This window comes from Phycisphaerales bacterium (genome assembly GCA_040221175.1).
In the GTDB taxonomy this organism is placed as follows: Bacteria; Planctomycetota; Phycisphaerae; order Phycisphaerales; family UBA1924; genus JAHCJI01.
Window position 1 is genome coordinate 36987 of sequence record JAVJVK010000019.1, and the last position, 22428, is coordinate 59414.

Consider the following 22428-nt stretch of genomic DNA (forward strand, 5'->3'; position numbering starts at 1 on the left):
CGTCAGCTCGGGCGGCCGGTGAAGCGGTTGAAGCCCAGCGCGGCCAGGACCAGGGCGGCGGCGCCGACGGCCGACAGGCACAGCGTGTTGATGAAGACCATGCCGGTGAAGGTGGCGGCGCGGACGGTGCCGCCGCCGTCGAGCTTCTCGTATCGCAGGAAGTAGTTGAACCGGTCCCACTCGCCCGTCGCGGTGGTGCTGGCCTCGGTCAGCAGGATGAAGGGATTGGAGACCATGATGACGTCGCTGAGCGTCTCGCTTCGGGAGGCGTAGGACTGGTAGAAGTTGTACTGCATGTAGAAGTTCAGCGCCACGGGCATGCCCAGGAAGAGGACCAGCGGCACGATCATGTTCAGCACCGAGGCGGTGACGCCGCGCTTGCAGGCAAGGCCCAGCAGCGTGCCCGTGCCGGCGAGCATGAGCATGAGTCCGCCGGTCAGCATGAGGGCGTGCAGGGCCCCGATGGGGTGGAACCAGCCCGTGGACATGACCAGCACCAGGTGGAAGCCCACGACGCCGGGCACCAGCCAGAGGCGGCGGACCGAGCCCAGGGCCTTGCCCAGCACGACCTGACCGGGTCGGACGGGCGTGGTCAGCAGCACGCTCCAACTGCCCGCGTCCCGCTCGCTGCTGATGGCCGCCGGGGCCGAGAGGGCGGCCTGCACCGTCATGGCAAGGGCGGCGATGACCAGCAGCGTCGTGGTCAGGCCCGAGTGATCAAGGCCGGCGACGGCGTAGAGAAACAGCAGGATGCCGATGCCGATGGCCAGGGCGATGACGGTTCGCTTGCCGTTGCCCAGCGCGTTGAGCCGCAACTCCCTCCAGAGCACGGGGCGATCGCCCACGGGCCGGCTCTGGCGATCAGCGCGTGTCGCGGCCGAGCCGGGGCCATCGCCTCCCGGAGCGAGCAGGCGTGTCATGGCGCGGCCGGCGTCGTCGCCGCCCGCTTCGCGCTTGAGCACGCCGCGGAGTACGAAGATGGAGAAGAGCGTGACCAGGCCCGAGACGAGCGTGAGGTAGATGACCGTCGCGACCCAGAACCCGCGCACGGCCGCGACGGACGGCCCGGACACCTGCTCGGGGCTGAGCACCGCGAACAGGGCGATGGGGGCGATGCACTTGAAGAACGTGTTGTCGGGGTTCGGGTCGAGGCTCCACTCGGTGGCCATCATGCCGACCCATGGCAGGAACACCAGCACGGCGGTCGAGCACAAGGCGAAGAACACGACCGAGGGCGTCCGGCGATGCCAGATGCTGAACATGAGGGCCAGGGTGGAACCCAGCATGCCCACCGCCAGGGCCAGGGCGACGCTGGCGACGATGGCTTCCGCCTCGACGCCGCCGAAGACACGCAGTGCCAGCAGCAACGGCAGCGGGACCAATGCGAGGATCACCAGTTGAACGGTGCGAGAGCCGAGCTTGCCCAGGACGATGTCGCGGCTGGTCAGCGGTGTGGTCAGCAGCGTGGACAGCGTGCGCTGGCGCTTCTCGTCGGAGATGGCGCCGGCGGTGAGCACGGGGGCGACGAGGGCCAGGACGCTCATCTGGACGACCGCGACCGTGGCCAGCATGGCCGGCGCCAGGAGCTCGAGCACCGATTGCTGGGCCCACATGCCGTTCTGGTTCGAATCCCAGACCGAAACGAACACGAGCGCGACGATGGCCAGCAAGAGGAGCGTGTATCCCGCACGAACCCAGTGTGGGGCACGGCGTCGGCCCAGGGAGCGAACCTCGCGCTGGAAGATGGGGCCGACGAACATCCGCAGCAGTGACCGCGGCGATCGCACCAGCAGGCGCAGCGGCGCGATCATTGCACGGTGCCCTTGGTCAGCCTGAGGAAGGCGTCCTCGAGTCGGGCCTCTTCGGGTCGCATGGCGCCGATGCGCGCGCCGGCTCCGATCAGCTTCTCGATCAGGAAGTGATGCGACTCGACTTCGGGCGCGAGGTCGACCGTGATGGAAGCGCCGTTGGTCGTAACCCGCAGCACGCGGCCATCGTCCTGGAGCGATGCCGCGGCAGACTCGGCGGCGATGCCGCCCTCGATGGCGATGCGAACCCGATCACCAAGCGAGGCCTTGCGATATGCGTCCTCGAGGCTGCCCGAGAAGAGCAGCTTGCCGCGCTCGATGATGCCGATGGTGTTGCACAACTCGGCCAGTTCGGTCAGGATGTGGCTGGAGATCATGATGGACTTGCCCATGCGGCCCAACTCGGCCAGGAGCGTGCGCATCTCGATCCGCGCCCGAGGGTCCAGGCCGCTGGCGGGCTCGTCGAGCAGCAGCACCTTGGGATCATGGATCAGCACGCGGGCCACGCCCAATCGTTGGGTCATGCCGCGGCTGAGCCCGTCGACCGGGCTGCGCCGCTTGTCGGCCAGATCGGTCAGTTCCAGCACGCCATCGACGACGGTCTTGCGCTGCTTGCGTGGAATCTCGAAGGCCGAGGCGAAGAACTGGAGGTACTCGTCGACGGTCAGGTCCTCGTAGACCCCCAAAAAGTCGGGCATGTATCCGATGAGCCGTCGAATGACGGCGCCTTCGGTGCGGACATCGTGGCCATCGACCGTAGCGTCGCCCGAGTCGGCCTTCATCAGGCACGCCAGGATCTTCATCGTGGTGCTCTTGCCCGCGCCATTGGGGCCGATGAAGCCGAAGACCTCGCCCGGGGCGATGTCCAGCGAGAGATCATCGAGCGCCAGCAACTTGCCATAGCGCTTGGTCAGATTGCGTGCTTTGATCATGGCATTGGCTCGACGGGGATCGCCAGGCGGCACACCCACGTGGTATCAAACGACTCTCCGACGGCGGAAGCGATGAGGGGTGTGTCGTCGGTCCAGGCGGCGTACACCACGGCCCAGTCGTCGGTATTGCTCAGGACCTCGAATCCCGGGCTTCTGTCTCTGGCGCCGGGGAGTTGGGTGCTCAGGATCGGCGGTGGCCGACGAGGCACGTCGTCATAGACGAACGACATAGCCCCGTATCGCCCCTCGGTGATCGTGCGAAGGTCGAAGGAGCGTGGAGGTTCGAGTGCCAGATCCGTGCGGCTCGCGCGCAGCACCCGCGTGCCATCGCGGGAGGAAGCTTCGTTGTTCGAACGGAAGCGCAGCCACTGCCCACTGAGGCGAACCGCGAGCGATTCGACGTTGAGTGCGGCCGCGCCCTCGAGCCGCAATTCGTATCCTGCTTCGTCAGCATAGAAGCGCGCAGTGAACGGGGGAGGTGTGGGGCCATGCTGCTGGAAGTTGCGGATCGTCCACAGCCGGGCATTGGTGGGCTGGGGCTGCGGGGCCTGACCGGTGTCGAGTTGGGTCAGCGAACCCAGATTGGTGTACTGCCAGGGATGGACCACGGGTGAGAGCCAGGCCCCGGACTCGATGTCGTCGAGTTGGATTGTGGCGGATCGGTTGAGGAAGATGCCGCTCACGGTCGTCTGCCAGGCGTGCGTTGGCCCGCCGGGTTGGCCCCATGCATCGATCACGCGGATGTTGCCCACGGTCGTGGGACCCGACCGGACCTTCGTTGGCACAAGCCACGCGCCGACGGTGGCCAAGGCGATCCATGCCAGTGCGGTGAGCCACCAGCGATGGAGCGATCGAAGACGCTTGAGCAGGAAGCGATCGATCGGGCCGAGGGTGATCGCCAGCGCGAGCATCATGGCAAAGATTGCCAGAAACGCGCCGGTTCCCACCGCCGGGGCGCGCGAGACCCAGTTGAGCCCCGCGATCAACGCCGCACTTGGAACTGACTGGACGTCCCATGCGCCACCGCCCAGCGCGGCCCGACCCAGTTCGAGACGATCCTCGATCTGTACGGCAAGCGTGCCATGCCAGGCCGTCTCGGTTGCGGCGATCAGATCATCATCGGCCAGGGTGTCGGGGTCAAAGCCGACGACAAAGACCTCGCCCAGGCCCACAGGCCCGTGGGCGACGAGCCTTCCGGTTTCTCTGGGTGCTTTCCAGCCGGCAGGGAGCGTGGCGGGATCGAAAAGCCGCGCCACGATGTCGCCCGGGCCTCCCAAGCTCCTTGGAAGGATGGCTTCTTGAGCCTGACCGATGACCAGTCGGTCGGGCGCATAGTTGGACAGGATGAGCTGGATGGCGTTGTTGTCCGCATTGGCGATGAGCAATCTGCCGCCAGAAATGACCCACTCTCGAAGGGCTCGCAAGCCGTCTGGCTCCAGTCGGGCCGCAAGTGCTCCATCGATCACGACGGCAGCGAGCCCCTGGAAGGCCATGGGATCGGTCGGAAGCCAGGGTGGCAGGCCGACGGCTGGTGGAACAGCCGACGCGACCCTCGCGACCGCCGTACGCGCCCGCAGTTGCTCTGCTGCGGCACCGACGAACTCTCGCTCGTAGTTGTCATGCCCGAAGGCCATGCGTAACGATGGCGAGCCCACGCCGAGGATGATGGGCATTGTGCTTGGCGGGTCGAAGGCGATTGATAGTGCACCTGCAACAGCCCCGTACGCCGAACTGGCGATGACCGACCCGCCCTCACTGATGAGTTCGACGCGGAGGCTTGCAATCGATGGTGGGATCCACACCGTCGTTTCGACGATCGTCTCACGGCCGGGCGTGGTGGCGACGGGCAGGATCGTCGTGAGTGTGTCTCCGCCCGACGTGTCGATGCGGATTCGCGCCACGGCCTGGACGGGCTCGTCCAGCGCGCTGACGACGACGCGCACGGGGGCCCATCGTTCGGCGGGCAATCGACCGTTGAAGCCGAGATCGAGCAGAACCGTCGGGACGGAGGGGCCTTGCTGGTCCTGGGCATGGGCTGCAACGGCAAGCACCATCGCGGCGATGATGCTCACCCATCCCGTCCATGCACGCCTCATATCTGCACCTTGCGGTTGTAGACGTACCACTCGAGCATCATCACAAGGATGCCCGCCACGATGAGCCAGGGCCAGAGCGGCCTGGGGGCGCGATCCGTGCCTTCCGGCGTGGCCGCTGCTCCTACCCGTTCGGCACGGATGACCAGTTCCCGTCGGGGCGAGATATCCGAGGCCGTGCTGCTCGTGATGTTGACGGCAAACTGTCGCTCGCTTCGACCGTTGCTGCGCGTGTCGTTGGGGCCGGGCGGGCCGTCCCATGAGAGGGTGTACAGGCCAATCGCATTCAACGGACCGGCGATCGCCTGGCCGGTGTCGTCGACAACGATTGAGAATCGATCGCCCTCGGGCGGGCTGAGTTGGGCCGTATCAACGCCAGCGGGCAGCGACTCGCCGCGAGCGACGCCGGGACGGCTGGCCTGGCGTGCATCTCCGGGGCCGCCATCGGTCACGTGACGCACTGCCTGGCCGAGGAACACGATGAAGCTGGGCTCGAGCCACCAGTTGCTCTCGTCCAGATCCCACGGGACGACGACGGCGCGCGTTCGGGCAGAAGACAGGCCGATGATCGCTGGGCCGGTTCCGGCCGAAGCAATGACCGTGGCCGTTCCATCTTCGGTGGGCTCGACGAGCCGGCTGGCCGAGAGGCGGACGGCCGAGAGCGAGAGCCCCCGGAGCGTGGGGTGATCGCGGCGCCAATCGACGACCTCGGTCGGCGGTCCTTCGCCTCGATCGATCAGTGCCGAAGGGCCGGTGGGCACCGCATCGAACACCAGCCAACTCCCCGGCGGCAGGCCAAGGTCGGCATCCGCTGGCGCGGCCGGGAGCCAGCCGTCAAGCACGACGACGTCGAATCGCGTGAAGGGATCGTCGAGCGCCTGGAACGATTCGGGCGTAAAGACCTCGACCCGCTCGACTGGTAGGGCCGAGAGGGCCTCGCTCAGCACGAGGCTGCCGTAGGTGACCAGCGCGAGGGATAAGCGCTTGGCGCCCGGCAGCACGACCCAGGCTCGATCATCGCGGTCGAATGCATCTGGGGCCCCACCGGTGGAGGCGTCGAGGATGCGTGCTTCCAGGACTGCCGAACCGGGGCGGCGGATCTGGAACTCGAGACCGCTCGAGGTGGGGGTGATCAACTCGGTGGTGCTGCCATCCTCGTCGACCCGTTGTTCGATCGTTGCGGCTGGCAACGTGAGGCGACGGGCGGCAGCCGAGTTGCCGTCGATCAGCAGTTCGACGGCGATGTTCGTCGGCTGCCGAGCGGTTGATTGCAGGCCGACGAGCACCGACACCTCCTCGGGCTGCCGTAACTGGCGGCGGGCGTCGAGCGCGGTGATGCCGACGTTGCCCGTTTCCTGCTGGCCCAGCGATACGAATTCGATTTCGTCGCCGGCGTGCAGATCGACGCTTTCACCGCCTTCGGGTCGACCATCGCTGAAGATGTGGATGGTGCCCACGCTACCGGGCAATGGTTCGGCCGCCTCGCCCTCCGCCTCAGCGGGAGGCGCCTGGAGTGGTGCTTGGGCGCGGACGAGCCGGAGAGGTTCGTCGAGTCGACTTGGGGCGTCAGTTGGCTTTATCGACTCGATGGCCTCGCGCAGCAACCGCTTGTCGCTGGTAAATGGCTGGAGCATCTCCGCCGTATTGTCGAACGCGACAACCATGGCTTCCTGGGCATCCGAAACTCCGAAGACGCCGGGCTCGCGCAATCCGTCGATGAATTCGAGCGCTCGTCGCTTGGCTTCGTCGAGCCGGCTGATTGCGTTGCCGTTCGCATCCGTTCCGTCGATGACGCGCATGGAAGCGCCGCGGTCGATCACGATGGCGTGGCGGCCGCTGGTGGCGCGATCGCCTTCGATCTGCGGCTGGCCCAGAGCGAGCAGCACGGCTGCAAGGGCGAGCAGTTGCAGGAGGAGCAGGATGTTCTTGCGCAGCTTCTGGAACGGAGCGTTGGCCTGGAGGTCCTGGACGGCCTTCTTCCACAGCAGGGTGGAGCTGATCTCAACATCCTGTCGCCTCAGCTTCAGGAAGTACAGCAATAACAGCGAAGGCACGGCGATGGCCGCGGCGATACCGGCGATGGCGGGGGTGAGCCAGGTCATCGCAGCACCCCGCGCTTACGCAGGTAGTCCATCAGCAGCGTGTCGATGGGCGTGTCGCTGCGGACGGTCATGTGGGTGATCTCGCGGGCGGCGCAAAAGTGCTGGACCTCGCGCATGTAGGCCTCGACGACCTTCTTGTATCGCTTGAGCAGCGGGGCGGAGATGGTGACTTCGGCGTGGTCGCGGTCTTCCACGTCTCGCAGTCGCAGGTCGCCACCGACGGTGGGGTCGAGTTCCTGCGGGCTCATGACCTGCAAGACGATCAGGTCGTAGCCGCGGCCGGCGAGCAGGCGCAGGCCGTCCTGGTAGCCCTCCTTAATGAGCAGATCGCTCAGCACGACCATGACGCCCTTGCCGGTGCGGTTGAGGGCGATGCGCTTGCAGGCGTCGGTGAAGGGCAGGTCGCCGCCGGGTTCGAGGCTGCACATCCAGCGGCCCATCTCGTGGACACGCCTGCGGCCTCTGAGATTGCGCACGCTGGTCAGCACGCCCGTTCCATCCTCGGCTCGCGCGATGGCCGTCGCAGACACGCGGTTGAGGTTCACCAGACCGATGTACCCCAGCGCCATCGCGGCACGCTGCATGAACGTGAACTTGTTCGGCGAGCCACAGTCGGCGGATCCACTGCAATCGAGGACAACGTGCAGCGAGAGGTCTTCCTCTTCCATGAACAGCTTGAGGAACAGCCGGTCGAGGCGGCCGTAGATGTTCCAGTCGACGTGCCGCAGGTCGTCGCCGCTGACGTATGGCCGGTGGTCGGCGAACTCGACGCTCTCGCCGCGCTTCTTGCTCCGTCGCTCGCCCTGGACCTTGCCGCGAAAGATCTTGCGGCTCTGGAGGTCGACGCGGGATAGCTGCGCAACGAGATTGGCGTCGAGCAGGTCGTCGACGGTCTGGGGGCGTTTTGGGGAGGCGTCTTTGAGCATTAGAAGTCAACGACTATCGGATCGAAGTACGCAGCATGAGATTCTGGTCGAAAGCCCTCGATACGCACCTGTTTGAGCTTGTAATCATCTCCGAATGTGAACACGTATCTGTTCACGTCGTTCGCGTAGCTGTAGCCGGAAGGGGGGCAATCTAGCCAGATGCCCTTATCAGTGAACTCAAGACGATCGGTACGCTCGATTCGCCAATGCTCCGGGTGATCCGACATCCAACTGTCGATCGTGGGGAGGGGCATCTCGCCAGCCAGATGATTCATGTCTCCCAGGAAGATCCTTGCGCCATCCGCCGTTTGGGCAAGCTTGTACGACAGTCGCTGAAGGCCGAGCGTTTCGGCTTTCATCTGCACGCGCGAGTAGCTGTCGTCGGCTGAAAAATTGTCACGCAGGCGACCCTCAACACTATCACTTTCGAGATTGGCGTAAAACTCCGGCTCGGGCCCCCAGCTGTTCCAGCAGCAGCCGGTGAGCACAAGCGGTGTGATGACCAGAACAGCGAGCCGACGGTGCATCACGCCACCCTCGTCGCCACGGGCTCGGTCGGTGTCAGCTCGATGATCTTCTTCACCACGTCGTCCGGATCCACGCGATCCGCCTCGGCCTCGAAGTTCAGCAGCACGCGGTGCCGCAGGGCGAGGATGGCCGTCTCGCGGATGTCGGCGTAGCTAACGTGATAGCGACCGTCGATGAGAGCGCGGACCTTGCCGCCCAGCAGCAGCGCCTGGGCCGCGCGGGGGCTGGCGCCGCAGCGGATGTACTTGGCCACCGGGCCGTTCTCGCCGCCGGCGGCGAACTGGCCGCCGGGGTGGGTCGCCAGCACGAGGCGGGCCGCATACTCCTTCACGTGCGGGGCGATGATCGCGCCGCGGACGAGCTTCTGCACCTCGATGATGCTCGGCCCGTCCATGACGGGCTCGACCTTGGGCGCCTGCTGGCCGGTCGTGCGGTCGAGGATGGTCATGAGGTCTTTGAGCTGGCTGTATCCGACGTTGACCTTGAACATGAATCGGTCGAGCTGGGCCTCGGGCAGGGGGTAGGTGCCTTCTTGCTCGATGGGGTTCTGAGTGGCCAGCACGATGAAGGGCTTCTCGAGCGCGTGGGTGACGCCGCCGACGGTGACGCTGCGTTCCTGCATAGCTTCCAGCAGCGCGCTCTGGGTCTTGGGCGTGGCGCGGTTGATCTCGTCGGCCAGCACGATCTGCGCGAAGATCGGGCCCTTCTGGAACACGAAGTTCCGCCGGCCGGTCTCCTGGTCCTCGCTTACCAGCGTGGTGCCGATGACGTCGGCGGGCATGAGATCGGGGGTGAACTGGATGCGGCTGAAGTGCAAGTGCAATGCCTCGCTGAGCGAGCGCACCAGCAACGTCTTGCCCAGTCCCGGCACGCCCTCGAGAAGCACGTTGCCGCCGGCGAAGAGCGAGATGAGCACGGCGTCGACGACATCGGCGTGGCCCACGACGGCCTTGCCGACCTCGGCACGGAGCTTCTGGAACTGCTCGCCGAAGCGCTGGCAGGCTTCCTTCACGGCCTCTGGTGTTTGCATGTCCTGCTCTGCTGCCATGGTGATTCACTCCTGCCTGCTGGCTCTATCGATCCTTGAACTCATCGCGCGTGCGCTGCTTGGCCTTGAGCAGACGCGACATGCCCTGCTCTTCTTCATCTGTGGTGGCATCGGGTTTCTTGGTGCTGGGCTGCTCCGGGGCCCCGTTGGCCGCGCCTTCGACCACGCTGCCCTTCGTGCCCTTGAGATCTTCGTCTGATACCTCAAAACGAGCCTTGGCGGTCGCCTGCTGCTCGCTTGCCCGCATGGCGGCGCGCACCTTCTGGCTCGGCCCCTCGTCGGGGCGCTTCAGGCGATCCTGGGCTTTGGCTCGTGCCGTTCGCAAGGCATCGATCTGCTGAGATTGGGTTTGTTGCTTGGCATTCAGGCTCTTCTGGATGAATCGCCCAATGCCCCGAACATCGACTCGCACGCGGCGGATGCCAACGTCCAGCAGAAACAGGCCGATGCCGAGCATCGCCACGGGCAACCAGATGCTGCGAAGGGCGACGGGCATTTCGATGCCCTCCCGTCGCCATGGGCTGACGGCTTCATCCATCGAGTCTGCCGAGAGGAGCTGCCCGCCGGTCACCTCGGCCACCTGCCGAAGCAACGCGTCGTTGGTCCGCGTAGCTCGGAACTCGTCGGCAAACGGGCGGTCGATGGCGGCGCGCGCCGTGCCGCGCAGGCGTTGCCCATCGGCCTGCGGCGCGTCGTAGTTCAGGCTCAAGAGGTACGAGCCCGATTGCTCGGTGTCGAAGACGCCCTCGTAGAGCCCGGGCCCGGTCTGTTGGAGCGAGACGTCGATGCCGGTGCCATCGGGGGCCGCCAGGCGGCCATTGATCGTGGCGAAGTTCATGCGCTGGCCGGCTGCATCGGTGGCCTCCACGACGACGCGGGTCCGGTCGCCTTCCCGCGTGGTCACGATGCGGATGCTGGCGTCACCGCTGGCGCGCATCGTCCACCGAACGTGCTGTTCCCAGAACTGCTTATAGTCGCCCCAGGCCAGCCACATTGGGTTCCATCGGCTCAATGCATCGCTGGTATACGTTACGACGCGCCCCAGCCCATGCTGCCATTGCGCCATCACCGGATCGTTCTCCTGGCCTCGCATGGTGACGACCGACATGCCCTCGCGATCACCTGCGACGACGTAGCCGCTGATTGGCGGAACACCTCGGATGCCGCGCGAAGCCTCGGTGAGTCCGGGCGTAAACGCGGGCACAAAGGGCGTGCCCTCCCAGACGAGCGGACGGCTGATGGTCTGGGCTTCGCGAATGAAGATCTCAGGGAGTTGGGCCTTGCTGTTGGCGATGGTCACCGGGTAGTAGCGACCGTTCGTGGCTGCGGCGATCTCCTGCATCAATGCATCGTTCGAGAAGTCGCCAATCGTCACGGTTGAAATCGAGATGTTCGTTTGCCGGGCACGGCGGATGATGGTCTGGAACTCCCGGCTGCTGCCGGTTGTCTGCCCATCGCTCAGCACGATGATGTGCTTGACAGCGGCGGGCGCATCCTCGAGTTGCTCCAGGGCCATCACGAGGCCGGGCGCCATGTTCGTGCCGCCGCCGACCTCCATGCGCCGGATGGCCGAGGCGAACGCGCCGCGGTCGGTGAGTTCGGCCAATGGCATCACAAGGCCCGCCGAGCTGTCGAATCGAATCACCGAGGCCATATCTCGCGACGAGAGCGTGTTGATGCCCGCCAGCGCTCCTTCTTTCGCGATGTCGAGCTGGCTCTGCCCGAGACCGCCCACGCCACCGCCCATCGAACCCGACGTATCGATGACGATGGCGATGGCGCCCTTTGGAAGCTGGCGCTTTTGCGGTGGATCAAGACGGATCGGTAGTGCGTCTTCGAGGGGGCTGTTGATCCAGCCGCCGGCGCCAAACGAGTTTGGACCGCCGAGCATCACCAGCCCGCCACCGGCGTCGTGCACGTATTGGCGGAGCTGGTCCATGGCCATGCGGCTGAAGTTGGCCGCCGGCTGGTTCATCAGGACGATCGCGTCGTAGGCGCCAAGCCCGACCAGACTGTCGGGCATCGCGGCCGAGGGGCGGGCATCGACCAGCACGCCCGCTTCGGTCAGCGCTTGCAGGAAGGGCTGGGCGGTGGGAGGGTCTTCGACGAGCACCAGCACCTTGCCCTCTCCTGCAACGAATGTGGTCGCCAGGGCGCGGTTGTTCTCGAGGATGGTATCGCCGGCCTGGGCCGAGCTTGGCTCGAAGACTGCCTCAAAGCGAAGCACCTCCGCATTGGGCACACGAATGGGTACGACGAAGCTGTTCAGTCCCGGGTCGAGTTCGACCTGCACGCCCGGGCCGGGGCCGTCCGTTGCGATGTTGATCGGTGAGCCATTGGCCGTGATGGTCAGCGTGCCACTGGCAACGCTGTTGGAACGGAGCGCGACGCGCAGGTTGGCGTTCTCGCCCATTCGAGCCGTTGCCGGAGCCAGGATCTGCTCGACGATGACCTCGTTCTCGTAGTTGTACCGAAGCGGCAGAACGTCGATCGGCACGCCCTGCGCACGAGCGGAGCGAGCTTCGGACAGCAAATCGCCCGTGGTCTCGTTCCCATCGCTCATCAGCACGATGCGGTAGGCGGCGTCCGTTGGCCTGACGGCCAGGGCGAGGCGAATAGCCTCGGCCAGGTTGGTTTGATCCGTTCGGCCCGTAAAGGCCCGGTCGATCTCTGGCGCCATGGTGCGGGGCAGGTGTTCGATGATCGCCTCGCCGGCGACCGCGACCGTGCCAATGCGGTCCTTTGGCTCTTTCTCTATCCGGGCGGCTTGGCGTACGAAGGCCCGCGCACGCTCCTGGACGATGGCGGGGACGGAGCGGCTCATGTCGACCACAAACGTCGCCGAAACGTCCTCGGCGGTGTCGCGCGACGCGGGCCGCGCCAGGGCTGCCACAAGCATGGTCAGGACCAGGAGCCGAACGATCAGGGCGACGCGCCGGCCGTTCGATGCCATGCCCGAGAGGCTCTTCCTGCCGATCACCACTGCCATGGGCACCAGCACCACCAGCAGCCAGAGCCAGTGCGGCTGGGCGAATTCGATGGGCCCCACTCGGAGCACGGCCAGCAGACTCAGCAAGACTCACCCTCCAAGGCCGCCGCCGCGGCAAAGAACGTCTTGGCGGTCATGAGGGAAATCGGCATGGGTGACCCCGATCGGCAAGCCGGTTCGGACGAGAGTTCGTCCACCTTCTCGATCCTACCGGCGACCGTGGCTCAGGGTTCAAATACGCATGTTGAATGCGAAATACGCGGTTGATTCAGGATCACCCGAACGGATCAGAGGAATCCAGCATTAATCTTGGTTCATTCAGTGCCCAAGCGCGAAACGGTGTCCCCGCAAGTGGGGTAGTTGGGACGAGGACAGCTGTGTTGCGCTGCGTCCCGATCGCGTTCATTGGGGCTTGCCCCAATACAGAGGATAGAGAGGTATCGTTATGAAGAAGATCGTTGCTGCTTCGATGCTCGCCGTGCCCGCCTTGGCGCTGGCCCAGGTGACGCCCGTCGGCCCGTTCACCGGTGACCTCCAGGAGGGCTTCGACGCCCTGCCCGGCGGTTTCCCGGCATCCCACCCAGTGTTCGATGGCACCGCTGAGATGATCAGCACGGGTGGTTCCATGCACACGACCACGGGCTGGAGCTTCATGTGCGTCATCCGTCCGTTCGAGGGTTCGCGCCTGGCGGCTTCGGCCGGTGGTTTCGTGATCTACGAGTTCACCGACGAGGTCGGCATGTTCGGCGGATACTTCGGCACCAACGCCGATACCAGCGGCCCCGACGCCACCGCTCGCTTCCTGGACGCTTCGGGCGCCTTGGTTGACGAGGCCGTCATCGAGATCAACCCCGACTGCGCTTGGAACTGGAATGGCTGGGAGGTTGCCGGCGGCGTCACGACCATCGAGATCGAGGGCGCCGTTTTCGGTGGCGCCTTCGTCCAGATGGACGCGATGGAGCTGACCTACGGCTCGGCCAGCTGCTATGCCGACTTCGACATGGACGGCGACCTGACCATCTTCGACTTCCTGGCCTTCCAGAACGCCTTCGACTCGGGCGATCTGGCCGCCGACTGCGACGAGGATGGCAGCCTGACGCTGTTCGACTTCCTCTGCTTCCAGAACGCGTTCGACGCGGGCTGCGAGTAATCCAAGAACCCGGCGAAGGCCGGACACCGATTCGAATCCAATGCTGACCCGGCCACCCCCGCACCCGCGGGGGTGGTTTTTTCTCGTGGCTCCAGTCGAGGGACACTCCGATAACGAGAAATCTCCTGAGGTTTCCGGGCGTGCTCAAGGGGGGATCGAATCGGGCCGAAGATCAATTCCGGGAGTTGCCCCGACGCAGGAAAGAGGTGTCGTATGGGTTCGCACGACGACGACGCGTTGCTCGAGGCCGTCCGCGAGGTGTTCTGGACGACCATGCAGGTGCCAGTCGAGAACACGGGGCAGCGGGAGTGGTCCGGTGATTCCGGGCCGATCGCAGTTTCTGTCCAATTCGACGGCGATCCAGGCGGCCACCTCACGCTCGGCATGGATGCACATGGCGCCCAACGCATTGCATCGATCTTCAGCGGGCGCGACGTGCCGGCCGAAAGCGCTGCGTGCTCGGATGCGCTGCTCGAACTGGCGACCATGATCTGCGGGCGCGCGACGGCACGGATGGGACTTGTCTCCAACGTTCGGCCCCTCGGCCTGCATGATGAGCGGGAATCGCGGGCTGGCGAGGTCGGAAGCGAATCGATGATGACAGCACGGACGCTGCGACACGAGCACGGCTTCGTGACGCTGGAACTGGTCACAACAGGTACGAGTGCGGTCGAGCGTGAACCGGCCGCTGGAGTGAAAGCGCGATGAAGATCCTCTTGATCGACGACTCGAAGACGATGCGTGAGATCATCCGTTCGGTGCTGGTGCAAATCGACGACGTCGAGGTCTGCGAAGCCGTAGGAGGCCATGAAGGGCTTGCCCTTGCGGCATCCGCCGAGCCCGACCTAGTGCTCGTTGATCAACTGATGCCGGAGGTCGACGGCCTGCAGTTCATCCGAGCCTTTCGCGAGCGAAACACGCGTACGCCCATTATCCTGCTCGGATGTAGCAATGACCGTCGGCAGGTGGTGGAGGCGATTCGGGCAGGCGCGAACAACTTCCTGGCCAAGCCGTTTACGCCCGATTTGCTCGGGCAGCGTGTCCGCGAGACCATGGAAGCACTCTCGCCACCGACCATTCGCGTCGCTTCGTGAGGTACCTGCGACGTGTCCGTCGAGACTTTGGAGCAAGCCTGTCGTGTCATCATCTCCCCGGACGGAGTGCGCGCCGTCTTGCGCATTGCGCCCAATCGCGAGAATGAGAGCGTCACCACCGATATGATCGAGGCGGTGCTGAGCGGCCAGGGCATAGACGCGCAACGAATGCTCAAGCCCGCCATTGCTTCATTGGTGGAGCAGTTGCGGACGAAACCGGGAGAGGAAGCAGAAGCGGTGGCCGCCGAAGGTGTGGCGCCCACGAACGGAGCCGATGGCTGGTTCGAGCGATCGCCCGAGCTGGCTTCGCCCGAGCCACCGGCAGCAGGACCGGAAGACTCCGCGGTTGACTTCTACGCGCACACCTCGATCGTCGTCGTGCGTTCGGGGCAGGTCCTGGGCGTGTTGCACGAGCCGACGGAATCCGCCGACGGACTGGACGTGTATGGAACGCCAATCAAGGCTTCACAGGGCCAGGCGGCAGCGTTTCGGCTCGACGACTCGGTCGAACTCCGCGAAGATGGTTCGGTCGTCTCACTCTTCGACGGATGCCTTGATGTCAGCGATGGCCAGTTGTCGGTGCGAGCAACGCTGGAGATCGATGAGTCGGTCGATTTCAGCACCGGAAACGTTGACTTTCCTGGCAACGTGACGATCGGCGGAGGCGTGTGCGACAAGTTCAAGGTGTGCGTCGGGGGCGATCTCGAGGTCCTGGAACTGGTTGAAGCGGCACGAATCGAAGTCACGGGCTCTGCGACGCTCCATCGGGGCATCGCCGGCCGCGGGAAGGGCTCGCTTTCGGTTGCGGTCGACCTTGAGGCTGGTTATGTCGATGGCGCCCGCCTGTATGTCGGCCGAGATCTCCTCGTTCGCAAGGAGATCTCCAACTGCACCACCATCGTGGGGCGCTTCGTGCAATCGCCCGAGTGTTCGGTGGTCGGTGGCGAGATGTCATTTCGATTCGGCGGCAACGTTCGCACGCTTGGGAGTGAGGCCGAGACCGAGCTGCTCGTGCGCATCGGCTGCGATCCGGAGATGGATGCCCGGGCGAAGCTGCTCGATGGGGCCCTTCGTGATATCGCTGGCCGAATGGAGAAGATCCGAGCGAAGCTCGCCGAGGCGAGCCCCGCTGATGCCAACAGACTGAACGCCGAACTGGCGCGGCTCGAGTCGCGTAGGCCATCCATTCGGTCGGCCCTTGAGCGATTGATCGATTCGTATGGACGCATGGCGGGCGCAATGCTTCGGGTCGAGCGGTCGATCATGCCGGGTGTGACGCTGGCGATTGGTCCGCAGGCGGCGACGGTGCGCCAGGGGCTCCCGGGGCCTGTTGAGATCCTCGTGGATGAGAGTGGCACGATGGTGTTTCGCACTCCGGGATCGAAGACGATGACACCGCTGGCCGGGAAGGCCGTGATGCACGTCGATCGCGACGCGGTAGACCTCGACGATCTCCAGCGTTGGCTCGAGAGCCCCTTGCTTGGGTCGTCCGAGAACGCGGCCTGACCCACGGCAGTCCGTCGGCGTTCGAGTTCGGGATAACCGTGAAATCAGCACGAGATTTCTGATTGGAGAGGGCTCGTTGATCCACCGATGAACACGCCGGCGGGAGGTCGGTTGCTTCCCGCCCGATTCCGTGCTCTGCTGTCCCGGACACGGAGGCTCAAACCATGATGCGGTGGCCCTACATGAGACCAGTTCCAGCTCAACCTGATCCGAATCAGAAGCGTCGAACCGGGAGGATCGCTCCCGAAGGTGTTCAGTGCGATATCGGCACAGTGCTCGACTTGTCGGCCGGCGGCGTCCGGTTGTCGGGTCGCGGTCCGCAGCCGGGCCGCGTTGGAGACAAGGTCTCGCTCCAATTGGATTGGGGTTTCGGCAAGCAGGAGTTCGAAGGCGTCGTGACGCGCCTCGAGCGTCGGTGGTTCTTCGGCTGGGTGGCCGGCGTGAAGTTCGAGAATCTGACGCCGGCGCGCAAGCAGGCGTTGTCGAAAGCCTCGATGCTCGCGGCCAGCGGCGAGATTACCGAGTGGTGCCGGGCGAGCTGATGCCTGTGAGTTGAGCGGCGCAGGCGTGCCACGCCTGCGTTGCCTGCTGCGCTTGGGCGGGCGAGATACCCAGGTGGAAGACGGCGCGTACGCGACCGTCTCCCTCGGGCAGGATGCCAACGCCCGCGTCGGCGAGCAATGCACAGAACTCGTCAGCCGTGCTTTTCTGGACTTCGAGCGGAGCCTCAGGTGCCATGCGCGCGAAGACGATGTTGGTGCGCACGTCGGCGGGGTCGAGCGCCATGCCGGGGCACGCCGCGATCGCATCGGCCAGTTGGTGCGCGTGGGCGTGATCGTCGGCCAGTCGATCGATGTGATGGTCCAGCGCGTGCAGGGCCGCAGCGGCAATAATGCCCGACTGGCGCATGGCCCCGCCCAGTAGCTTGCGCCACCGGCGGGCCACGGTGATGGTCTTTGCATCGGCGGCCAGGGCCGAGCCCACGGGGGCGCCCAAGCCCTTCGAGAAGCACACGCTCACGCTGTTGGCACCCTCGACGAGGCGAGCGAGCGGCTCGCCCGTGGCGACGTGGGCGTTCCAGAGGCGTGCGCCGTCGACGTGAAAGCGGAGATTCAGGGTCTTTGCTTCTTCGGCGATCGCGTCGATGGCGCCGACGTCCCACACGTGGCCGCCGCCCTTGTTGTGGGTGTTCTCGATGGTGACGAATCGAGTGGGCGGGCAGTGCTGGTCCTCGAAGCGGATGTTGCGGCGCAGCGTTTGGGGCGTGAACTGGCCGCGCTCGCCGGGGACAAGGCGGATGGAGCAGCCGGCGACGGCAGCGTACCCGCCGGTTTCCCAGTGGTAAATGTGCGATTGCTCGTGGGTGACAATCTCATCACCCGGGCTGGTCTGAGTCTTGATCGCCAGAAGGTTGGCCATCGTGCCGCTGGGCACATAGATCGCGGCTTCCTTGCCCAGCAACTCGGCCACGCGGGCCTCGAGCTCGCGCACGGTGGGATCGCCCTCCTGCACGTCGTCGCCCACGCGTGCCTTCGCCATGGCCTCGCGCATGGCGTCGGTCGGTCGGGTGACGGTGTCGCTGCGGAGGTCGACGGCAAGCTCTGGGGTGGGGGCGCCCATGGGGGTCTCCAGTTCGATGAACGATCAGGCGCTGGTGCGGCTGGGCGGCGCGGGTTCGAAGGGTTGCTCGCGGATGCGGCTTTGCACGGTGGGATCCTTGGCCAGCACGAAGAACGCCGCCGTGCCGCAACTCGCCACGAGCAGGCACAGGCCGTAGGTCCACGCGCCGGGGTTTGATTCGAAGCCCGAACTGGCGGCGATGGTGTAGATCGAGACACCCAGCATGGGGGCGAGGGCCCCACGGACGCCGGTGAGGGTGACGTGGACGCCCATGTACTGCGACTCGCGGCCATGGGGGGCAAAGTCGAGGTGGCCCAGGTTCCAGGCGAGCACGCCGCCAGCGAAGGCGATGCCCTTGGCGACGACTGCAAGCACGATGAGCCAGAGCTGGCCCGTCCAGACGCCGGCGATCATGAGCGAGAGATTCAGGAGGAACGCCCAGCTATGGATGGTGCGGAAGCGGACGATGTGGGTGTGGTCGAGCAGGCGGGCCCAGACGGGGATGAAGAGCGGCATCAGCCCCAAGGGGATGGAACTGGCGATGAGGATGCCCGCCAGGTAGCCCAGGCCGAACTGCTCGCGCAGCACCAGTACCAGCGGAGCGCCCGCCATCATGTTGCCCATGCCAAGCAGGAACTGGGCGGACATGAACCGCGCGAAGGGCGGATCGTCGCGCAGCGTGCGCACGACCGACCAGGGGTTGAGCGAGACGGCCTTCTGAGAATCGCCCTTGCGTTCGCCGGCCAGGAGCACGGCCTCGTGGCGTACGCGGATCTTGGAGTAGTGCCAGACGCCGATACCGGCCAGGAGCACGCCCAGGGGCAGGATGATCCGGAAGGCCCGATCGTCGAAGTCCATGGCCTGGCCGAGTCCGAGCCCGAGCAGAGCCAGCGTGAGCACCTGGATGGTCGCGAACTTGCCGGTGATCTGGGCCCGCACATCCCGTCGGTAGTTGTATCGCCAGACGGTGGAGCGGATGGTGACCAGCCCGGCCCAGCACATGCGCCCGCCGATGACAGCAAGCGTGGTGCTCGCCAGGCCCAGCCCGTTGCGCGGGCTGAAGGCGATGACGAGCACCAGGGCCAGGAGCCCAAGCTGGAGCATGTTCATGAAGCGGATCTTGGGCACGCCGTGGCTGAGCTTCACCCACAGGAAGCTGGTGATGTTGGCCATGGCCGGAGCGGCGGCGAGCAGGCCCACGGCGAAGTTAAGCAGGATGCGGTCGACGCGGTCTTCGTAGGCCACGCGGACGAGCACGCTGATGATGGCGCCCTCGGTGGCCGCCAGGGCGAAGGGCAGGAAGACGGCGGCCAATGCCTCGCGGCGATAGTTGGGCCGGGCCATGGGGGGCAGCGATTGGGGCAAGAAGCTCCACAGCACGCGCATGGCCACCGATCGCGAGGCCTTCCGGAGGGGCGTCGCGATCGGGCTTGTCTGCGGTGGGGGGCTCACCAGTCATATTTGGCAACCAAGCCCGGAAGGCAAGTCCGTGCGGGCTGGCCCGCACGAGGCACTGGCGTGTGGGGGCGGGTTCGTGTCCGCGTGCGAACTACAATGCTCGCTTCGGGGCTCGCCCCGGCCAAGTCCCGTACCAAAAACCTCGCCGCAGCCGCCCGAACCCGGAGCACCCAGCCCGTATGGACCCTGAGATCCGCAACTTTTCCATCATCGCCCACATCGACCACGGCAAGAGCACCCTGGCCGACCGGCTGCTGCAGGCCACGAATGCCGTCAGCGACCGCGAGCGACGTGAGCAGACGCTGGACGACATGGAACTCGAGCGCGAGCGGGGCATCACGATCAAGGCCTCGGCCGTTACGGTGATGCACGAGCACGACGGCAAGCCCTTCATGCTCAACTTCATCGACACCCCGGGCCACGTGGATTTTGGTTACGAGGTCAGCCGGGCGCTCAAGGCCTGCGAGGGCGCCATCCTGGTGGTCGATGCGAGCCAGGGCGTAGAGGCCCAGACGATCGTCAACGCGTACCTGGCGGTGGCCCAGGACCTGGAGATCGTGCCGGTGCTCAACAAGATCGATCTACCCGGCGCGAGGCCCGACGAGATCGCGATGGAGGTCGAGCAGGCGCTGGGCTTTCCCGCCGAGGAGTGCCTGCGCGTGAGCGCCAAGAGCGGCATCGGCATTCCGGAACTGCTCGACGCCATTTGCGATCGCCTGCCCCCGCCGCGCGAGAGCCAGATCAAGCAGACCCGTGCGCTCATCTTCGACGCGGTGTATGACGACTACCGCGGCGTGATCGTGTACATCCGACTTTTCGACGGGAAGTTGAAGACCGGCGACAAGATCCGCATGATGGGGCTCGGGCGCACCTTCGTGGTGACCGAACTTGGCAAGTACACGCCCAAGCCGACGAAGGTAAAGGAACTGCGTGCGGGCGAGACGGGCTATCTCATCGCCGCCATCAAGACCCTGGGCGACGTGCGCGTGGGCGACACCATCACCCTGGACATCGACCCGGCGGCCGAGCCGCTGGAGGGCTACGAGCCGCCGCGGCAGATGGTATTCTGCGACTTTTACCCGGCCACGAGCGACAAGAAGGGCAATGACTTCGAGAGCCTGCGCGAGGCCATCGAGAAGCTGAGCCTCAACGATGCGGCCTTTACGTTTGCCCCTGTGCACAGCGAGGCGCTGGGCTTTGGCTACCGCTGCGGCTTCCTTGGCTTGCTCCACATGGACATCATCCAGGAACGGCTGGAGCGCGAGGGCGGCGTCGAGGTCGTGCAGACCGCGCCAACCGTGAGCTACCTGGTCGACATCCGCACCAAGGGCGGCGAGCGCGAGACCATCGAGGTGCACAACCCGGCCGACCTGCCCGATCCATCGATGATCCTGGCGATCAAGGAGCCGATCTGCAAGGTCGACATCATGACGCCCAAGGAGTACATCGGCGACATCATGACGCTGTGCCTGGGTCGGCGGGGCATCTACAAGAACCAGCAGTTCATCAGCGAGACGCGCGAGCTCTTGACCTTCGAGGTGCCGCTGGCCGAGATCATCTATGACTTCTACGACAAGCTCAAGAGCATGACCAGCGGCTACGCGACGATGGATTACGAGATCGACCGCTACCAGGAGGACAAGCTGGTGAAGGTCGACATCCTGATCAACGGCGAGCCCGTCGAGGCGCTCGCGCTCATCGCCCACAAGGAGCGCAGCGAGCAGCGGGGGCGCCAGCTTCTGGTCAAGCTGCGCAAGCAGATTCCAAGGCACCAGTTCGAGATCCCCCTCCAGGCGGCCATCGGCGGCAAGATCATCGCCCGCGAGACCATCAAGGGCTTCCGCAAGGACGTGACCGCCAAGTGCTACGGCGGCGACGTGTCGCGGAAGCGCAAGCTGCTGGAGGCCCAGAAGAAGGGCAAGGAGCGGATGAAGAGCGTGGGCAGCGTGAACATCCCGCAGAAGGCGTTCATGGCGGTGTTGGATACGAGTGAGGAGTAGGCGTCATGCCAGAGCCCATCACGCCTGCCGATTTGTGGGATTTCGCCAAGCAGATCGCTGCTGAAGATGGCTCGGACTGGGAATCCGTCCTCGATCCGATCGGACTCCTCTATGGCGGAGACTTCCCACGATATGACGCGACTCCGACCAACGGCGAGGTCTTCGCCACGACAGGCGGCGATGGAGTCCACTTCGTATTCCTCGATGTACCTGGCAATCCAGTCGTTATGGTTGTGCCGATGGCATTCGAGCGTGCCCACATCATCGTTGGCGGAAACCTGCGCGAGTTCCTGTGCCTTGGATGCATGTGCGGATACTTCGGGCTTGAACAACTTGCGTATGACTGGATTGACACGATCGAGTGGATCAAAGATCCCCGATCGTCGAAGCAGTATCCGGAAGAACTGAGGCTGCTCTTTGCATTGCGACAGCGCTTTGGGCTCGAACCTCTTGCCGATCCATACAAGCGACTCAAGGAACTGCGGGGCCAATATCGGGATTGCATCGTGGTGAGCAGCAAGAACGGTGAGTAGTGCCCACCCTCCTCGAGACCATCCTCTACACCCGCGACCCCATCGCCACCGCACGTTTCTATGCGGAGGTCGTTGGTTTGCGCTTGTTGGAAGAGCCCAGCGAGCGGATGGCGGTGTTGCGCGTGGGGGAAGGGTCGGTGCTGTTGTTGTTCGAGCCGGAGTGGTCGGGGCGGCCGGGGCGGGACGTGCCGAGCCATGGGGCGACCGGGCCGGGGCATGTGGCGTTTCGGGTCGATGACTTCGGCGCGTGGCCCGCGCGGTTGGCGCAGCATGGTGTTGAGATTGAGCGTGAGGTGGCGTGGCCGCCGGGGTTCTTCCGGGCGGGCCGGTCGATCTACTTCCGCGACCCCGCTGGCAACTCGGTTGAGGTGATGGACGCGGACATCTGGCCGGCATGAGCGTCCATGAAACAGGCCCGCATCCAACGGACGCGGGCCTGAAAGCTCCCCGATCGGAACCGTTTCAGAGCTCCACCAGGCCAACTCGGAGACTATTTGGACGCTCTCGGGCGTTTGAAAGGGCCGGGCCGAGCGTACACAAGGGATACCCGTGGCCGAGAGTTGGCACCATGTTGGCAGCTCAGTTGATCAGTTGCCCCACACGGACTAGCGACGCGAGGTTACCGTTAAGCTTTATGCGCG

At 65.2% G+C, this 22428-nt stretch carries 18 protein-coding genes; 8 read left to right on the forward strand and 10 right to left on the reverse strand.

What is annotated here, in order from left to right; all coding sequences use genetic code 11:
* Positions 1–2: 2 nt before the first annotated feature.
* From RIE32_12390 to RIE32_12425, 8 genes are read right to left on the reverse strand one after another with little or no spacing between them, the layout of a single operon-like run.
* The gene (locus RIE32_12390; GenBank protein MEQ9097050.1) at positions 3–1811 is read right to left on the reverse strand and encodes an ABC transporter permease subunit; all 1809 of its coding nucleotides are present in this window, start codon (positions 1809–1811) and stop codon (positions 3–5) included.
* Positions 1808–2740 carry an ABC transporter ATP-binding protein gene (locus RIE32_12395; GenBank protein ID MEQ9097051.1) on the reverse strand — a complete coding sequence of 311 codons (933 nt, stop codon included), beginning with the start codon at positions 2738–2740 and terminating at the stop codon, positions 1808–1810. Before RIE32_12395 ends, RIE32_12390 begins: the two co-directional genes overlap by 4 nt.
* A complete protein-coding gene (locus RIE32_12400; protein MEQ9097052.1) occupies positions 2737–4812 on the reverse strand; it encodes a hypothetical protein in 2076 nt (691 codons plus the stop codon). The genes RIE32_12395 and RIE32_12400 overlap by 4 nt, the downstream gene beginning before the upstream one ends.
* A 20-nt stretch (positions 4813–4832) precedes the next feature.
* On the reverse strand, positions 4833–6935 hold the full coding sequence (locus RIE32_12405) for a VWA domain-containing protein (protein ID MEQ9097053.1): 2103 nt from the start codon (positions 6933–6935) through the stop codon (positions 4833–4835).
* A complete protein-coding gene (locus RIE32_12410; GenBank protein MEQ9097054.1) occupies positions 6932–7861 on the reverse strand; it encodes a DUF58 domain-containing protein in 930 nt (309 codons plus the stop codon). The genes RIE32_12405 and RIE32_12410 overlap by 4 nt, the downstream gene beginning before the upstream one ends.
* The gene (locus RIE32_12415) at positions 7861–8391 is read right to left on the reverse strand and encodes a hypothetical protein (GenBank protein ID MEQ9097055.1); all 531 of its coding nucleotides are present in this window, start codon (positions 8389–8391) and stop codon (positions 7861–7863) included. The genes RIE32_12410 and RIE32_12415 overlap by 1 nt, the downstream gene beginning before the upstream one ends.
* Positions 8388–9437: a MoxR family ATPase gene (locus RIE32_12420; protein ID MEQ9097056.1), complete on the reverse strand. Its 1050-nt coding sequence runs from the start codon at positions 9435–9437 to the stop codon at positions 8388–8390. Before RIE32_12420 ends, RIE32_12415 begins: the two co-directional genes overlap by 4 nt.
* 25 nt (positions 9438–9462) lie before the next feature.
* A complete protein-coding gene (locus tag RIE32_12425) occupies positions 9463–12513 on the reverse strand; it encodes a VWA domain-containing protein (GenBank protein ID MEQ9097057.1) in 3051 nt (1016 codons plus the stop codon).
* A 358-nt stretch (positions 12514–12871) separates the two neighbouring features.
* Between RIE32_12425 and RIE32_12430 the strand changes: the two genes are divergently transcribed.
* The 5 genes from RIE32_12430 (at position 12872) to RIE32_12450 (ending at position 16718) form a co-directional block, all read left to right on the forward strand.
* On the forward strand, positions 12872–13576 hold the full coding sequence (locus RIE32_12430) for a GC-type dockerin domain-anchored protein (GenBank protein ID MEQ9097058.1): 705 nt from the start codon (positions 12872–12874) through the stop codon (positions 13574–13576).
* A 237-nt stretch (positions 13577–13813) separates the two neighbouring features.
* Positions 13814–14284 carry a chemotaxis protein CheX gene (locus RIE32_12435; protein ID MEQ9097059.1) on the forward strand — a complete coding sequence of 157 codons (471 nt, stop codon included), beginning with the start codon at positions 13814–13816 and terminating at the stop codon, positions 14282–14284.
* Positions 14281–14670, forward strand: coding sequence for a response regulator (locus tag RIE32_12440; GenBank protein ID MEQ9097060.1), 390 nt, complete (start codon positions 14281–14283; stop codon positions 14668–14670). The genes RIE32_12435 and RIE32_12440 overlap by 4 nt, the downstream gene beginning before the upstream one ends.
* Before the next feature lie 12 nt (positions 14671–14682).
* A complete protein-coding gene (locus tag RIE32_12445) occupies positions 14683–16176 on the forward strand; it encodes a FapA family protein (protein MEQ9097061.1) in 1494 nt (497 codons plus the stop codon).
* A 272-nt stretch (positions 16177–16448) separates the two neighbouring features.
* On the forward strand, positions 16449–16718 hold the full coding sequence (locus RIE32_12450; protein ID MEQ9097062.1) for a PilZ domain-containing protein: 270 nt from the start codon (positions 16449–16451) through the stop codon (positions 16716–16718).
* Here the strand turns inward: RIE32_12450 and RIE32_12455 are convergent.
* Together RIE32_12455 and RIE32_12460 are read right to left on the reverse strand one after the other, a co-directional pair.
* A complete protein-coding gene (locus RIE32_12455; GenBank protein MEQ9097063.1) occupies positions 16693–17796 on the reverse strand; it encodes a GntG family PLP-dependent aldolase in 1104 nt (367 codons plus the stop codon). The genes RIE32_12450 and RIE32_12455 overlap by 26 nt on opposite strands.
* 24 nt (positions 17797–17820) lie before the next feature.
* On the reverse strand, positions 17821–19248 hold the full coding sequence (locus RIE32_12460; protein MEQ9097064.1) for an MFS transporter: 1428 nt from the start codon (positions 19246–19248) through the stop codon (positions 17821–17823).
* Positions 19249–19433: 185 nt separating this feature from the next.
* Here RIE32_12460 and lepA point away from each other — a divergent pair, with 185 nt between their 5' ends.
* From lepA to RIE32_12475, 3 genes are read left to right on the forward strand one after another with little or no spacing between them, the layout of a single operon-like run.
* Positions 19434–21254, forward strand: a complete 1821-nt coding sequence (gene lepA, locus RIE32_12465) for a translation elongation factor 4 (GenBank protein ID MEQ9097065.1) — start codon at positions 19434–19436, stop codon at positions 21252–21254.
* A 5-nt stretch (positions 21255–21259) separates the two neighbouring features.
* On the forward strand, positions 21260–21787 hold the full coding sequence (locus RIE32_12470) for a hypothetical protein (GenBank protein MEQ9097066.1): 528 nt from the start codon (positions 21260–21262) through the stop codon (positions 21785–21787).
* Positions 21787–22185, forward strand: a complete 399-nt coding sequence (locus RIE32_12475) for a VOC family protein (protein MEQ9097067.1) — start codon at positions 21787–21789, stop codon at positions 22183–22185. Before RIE32_12470 ends, RIE32_12475 begins: the two co-directional genes overlap by 1 nt.
* Positions 22186–22428 lie beyond the last annotated feature (243 nt).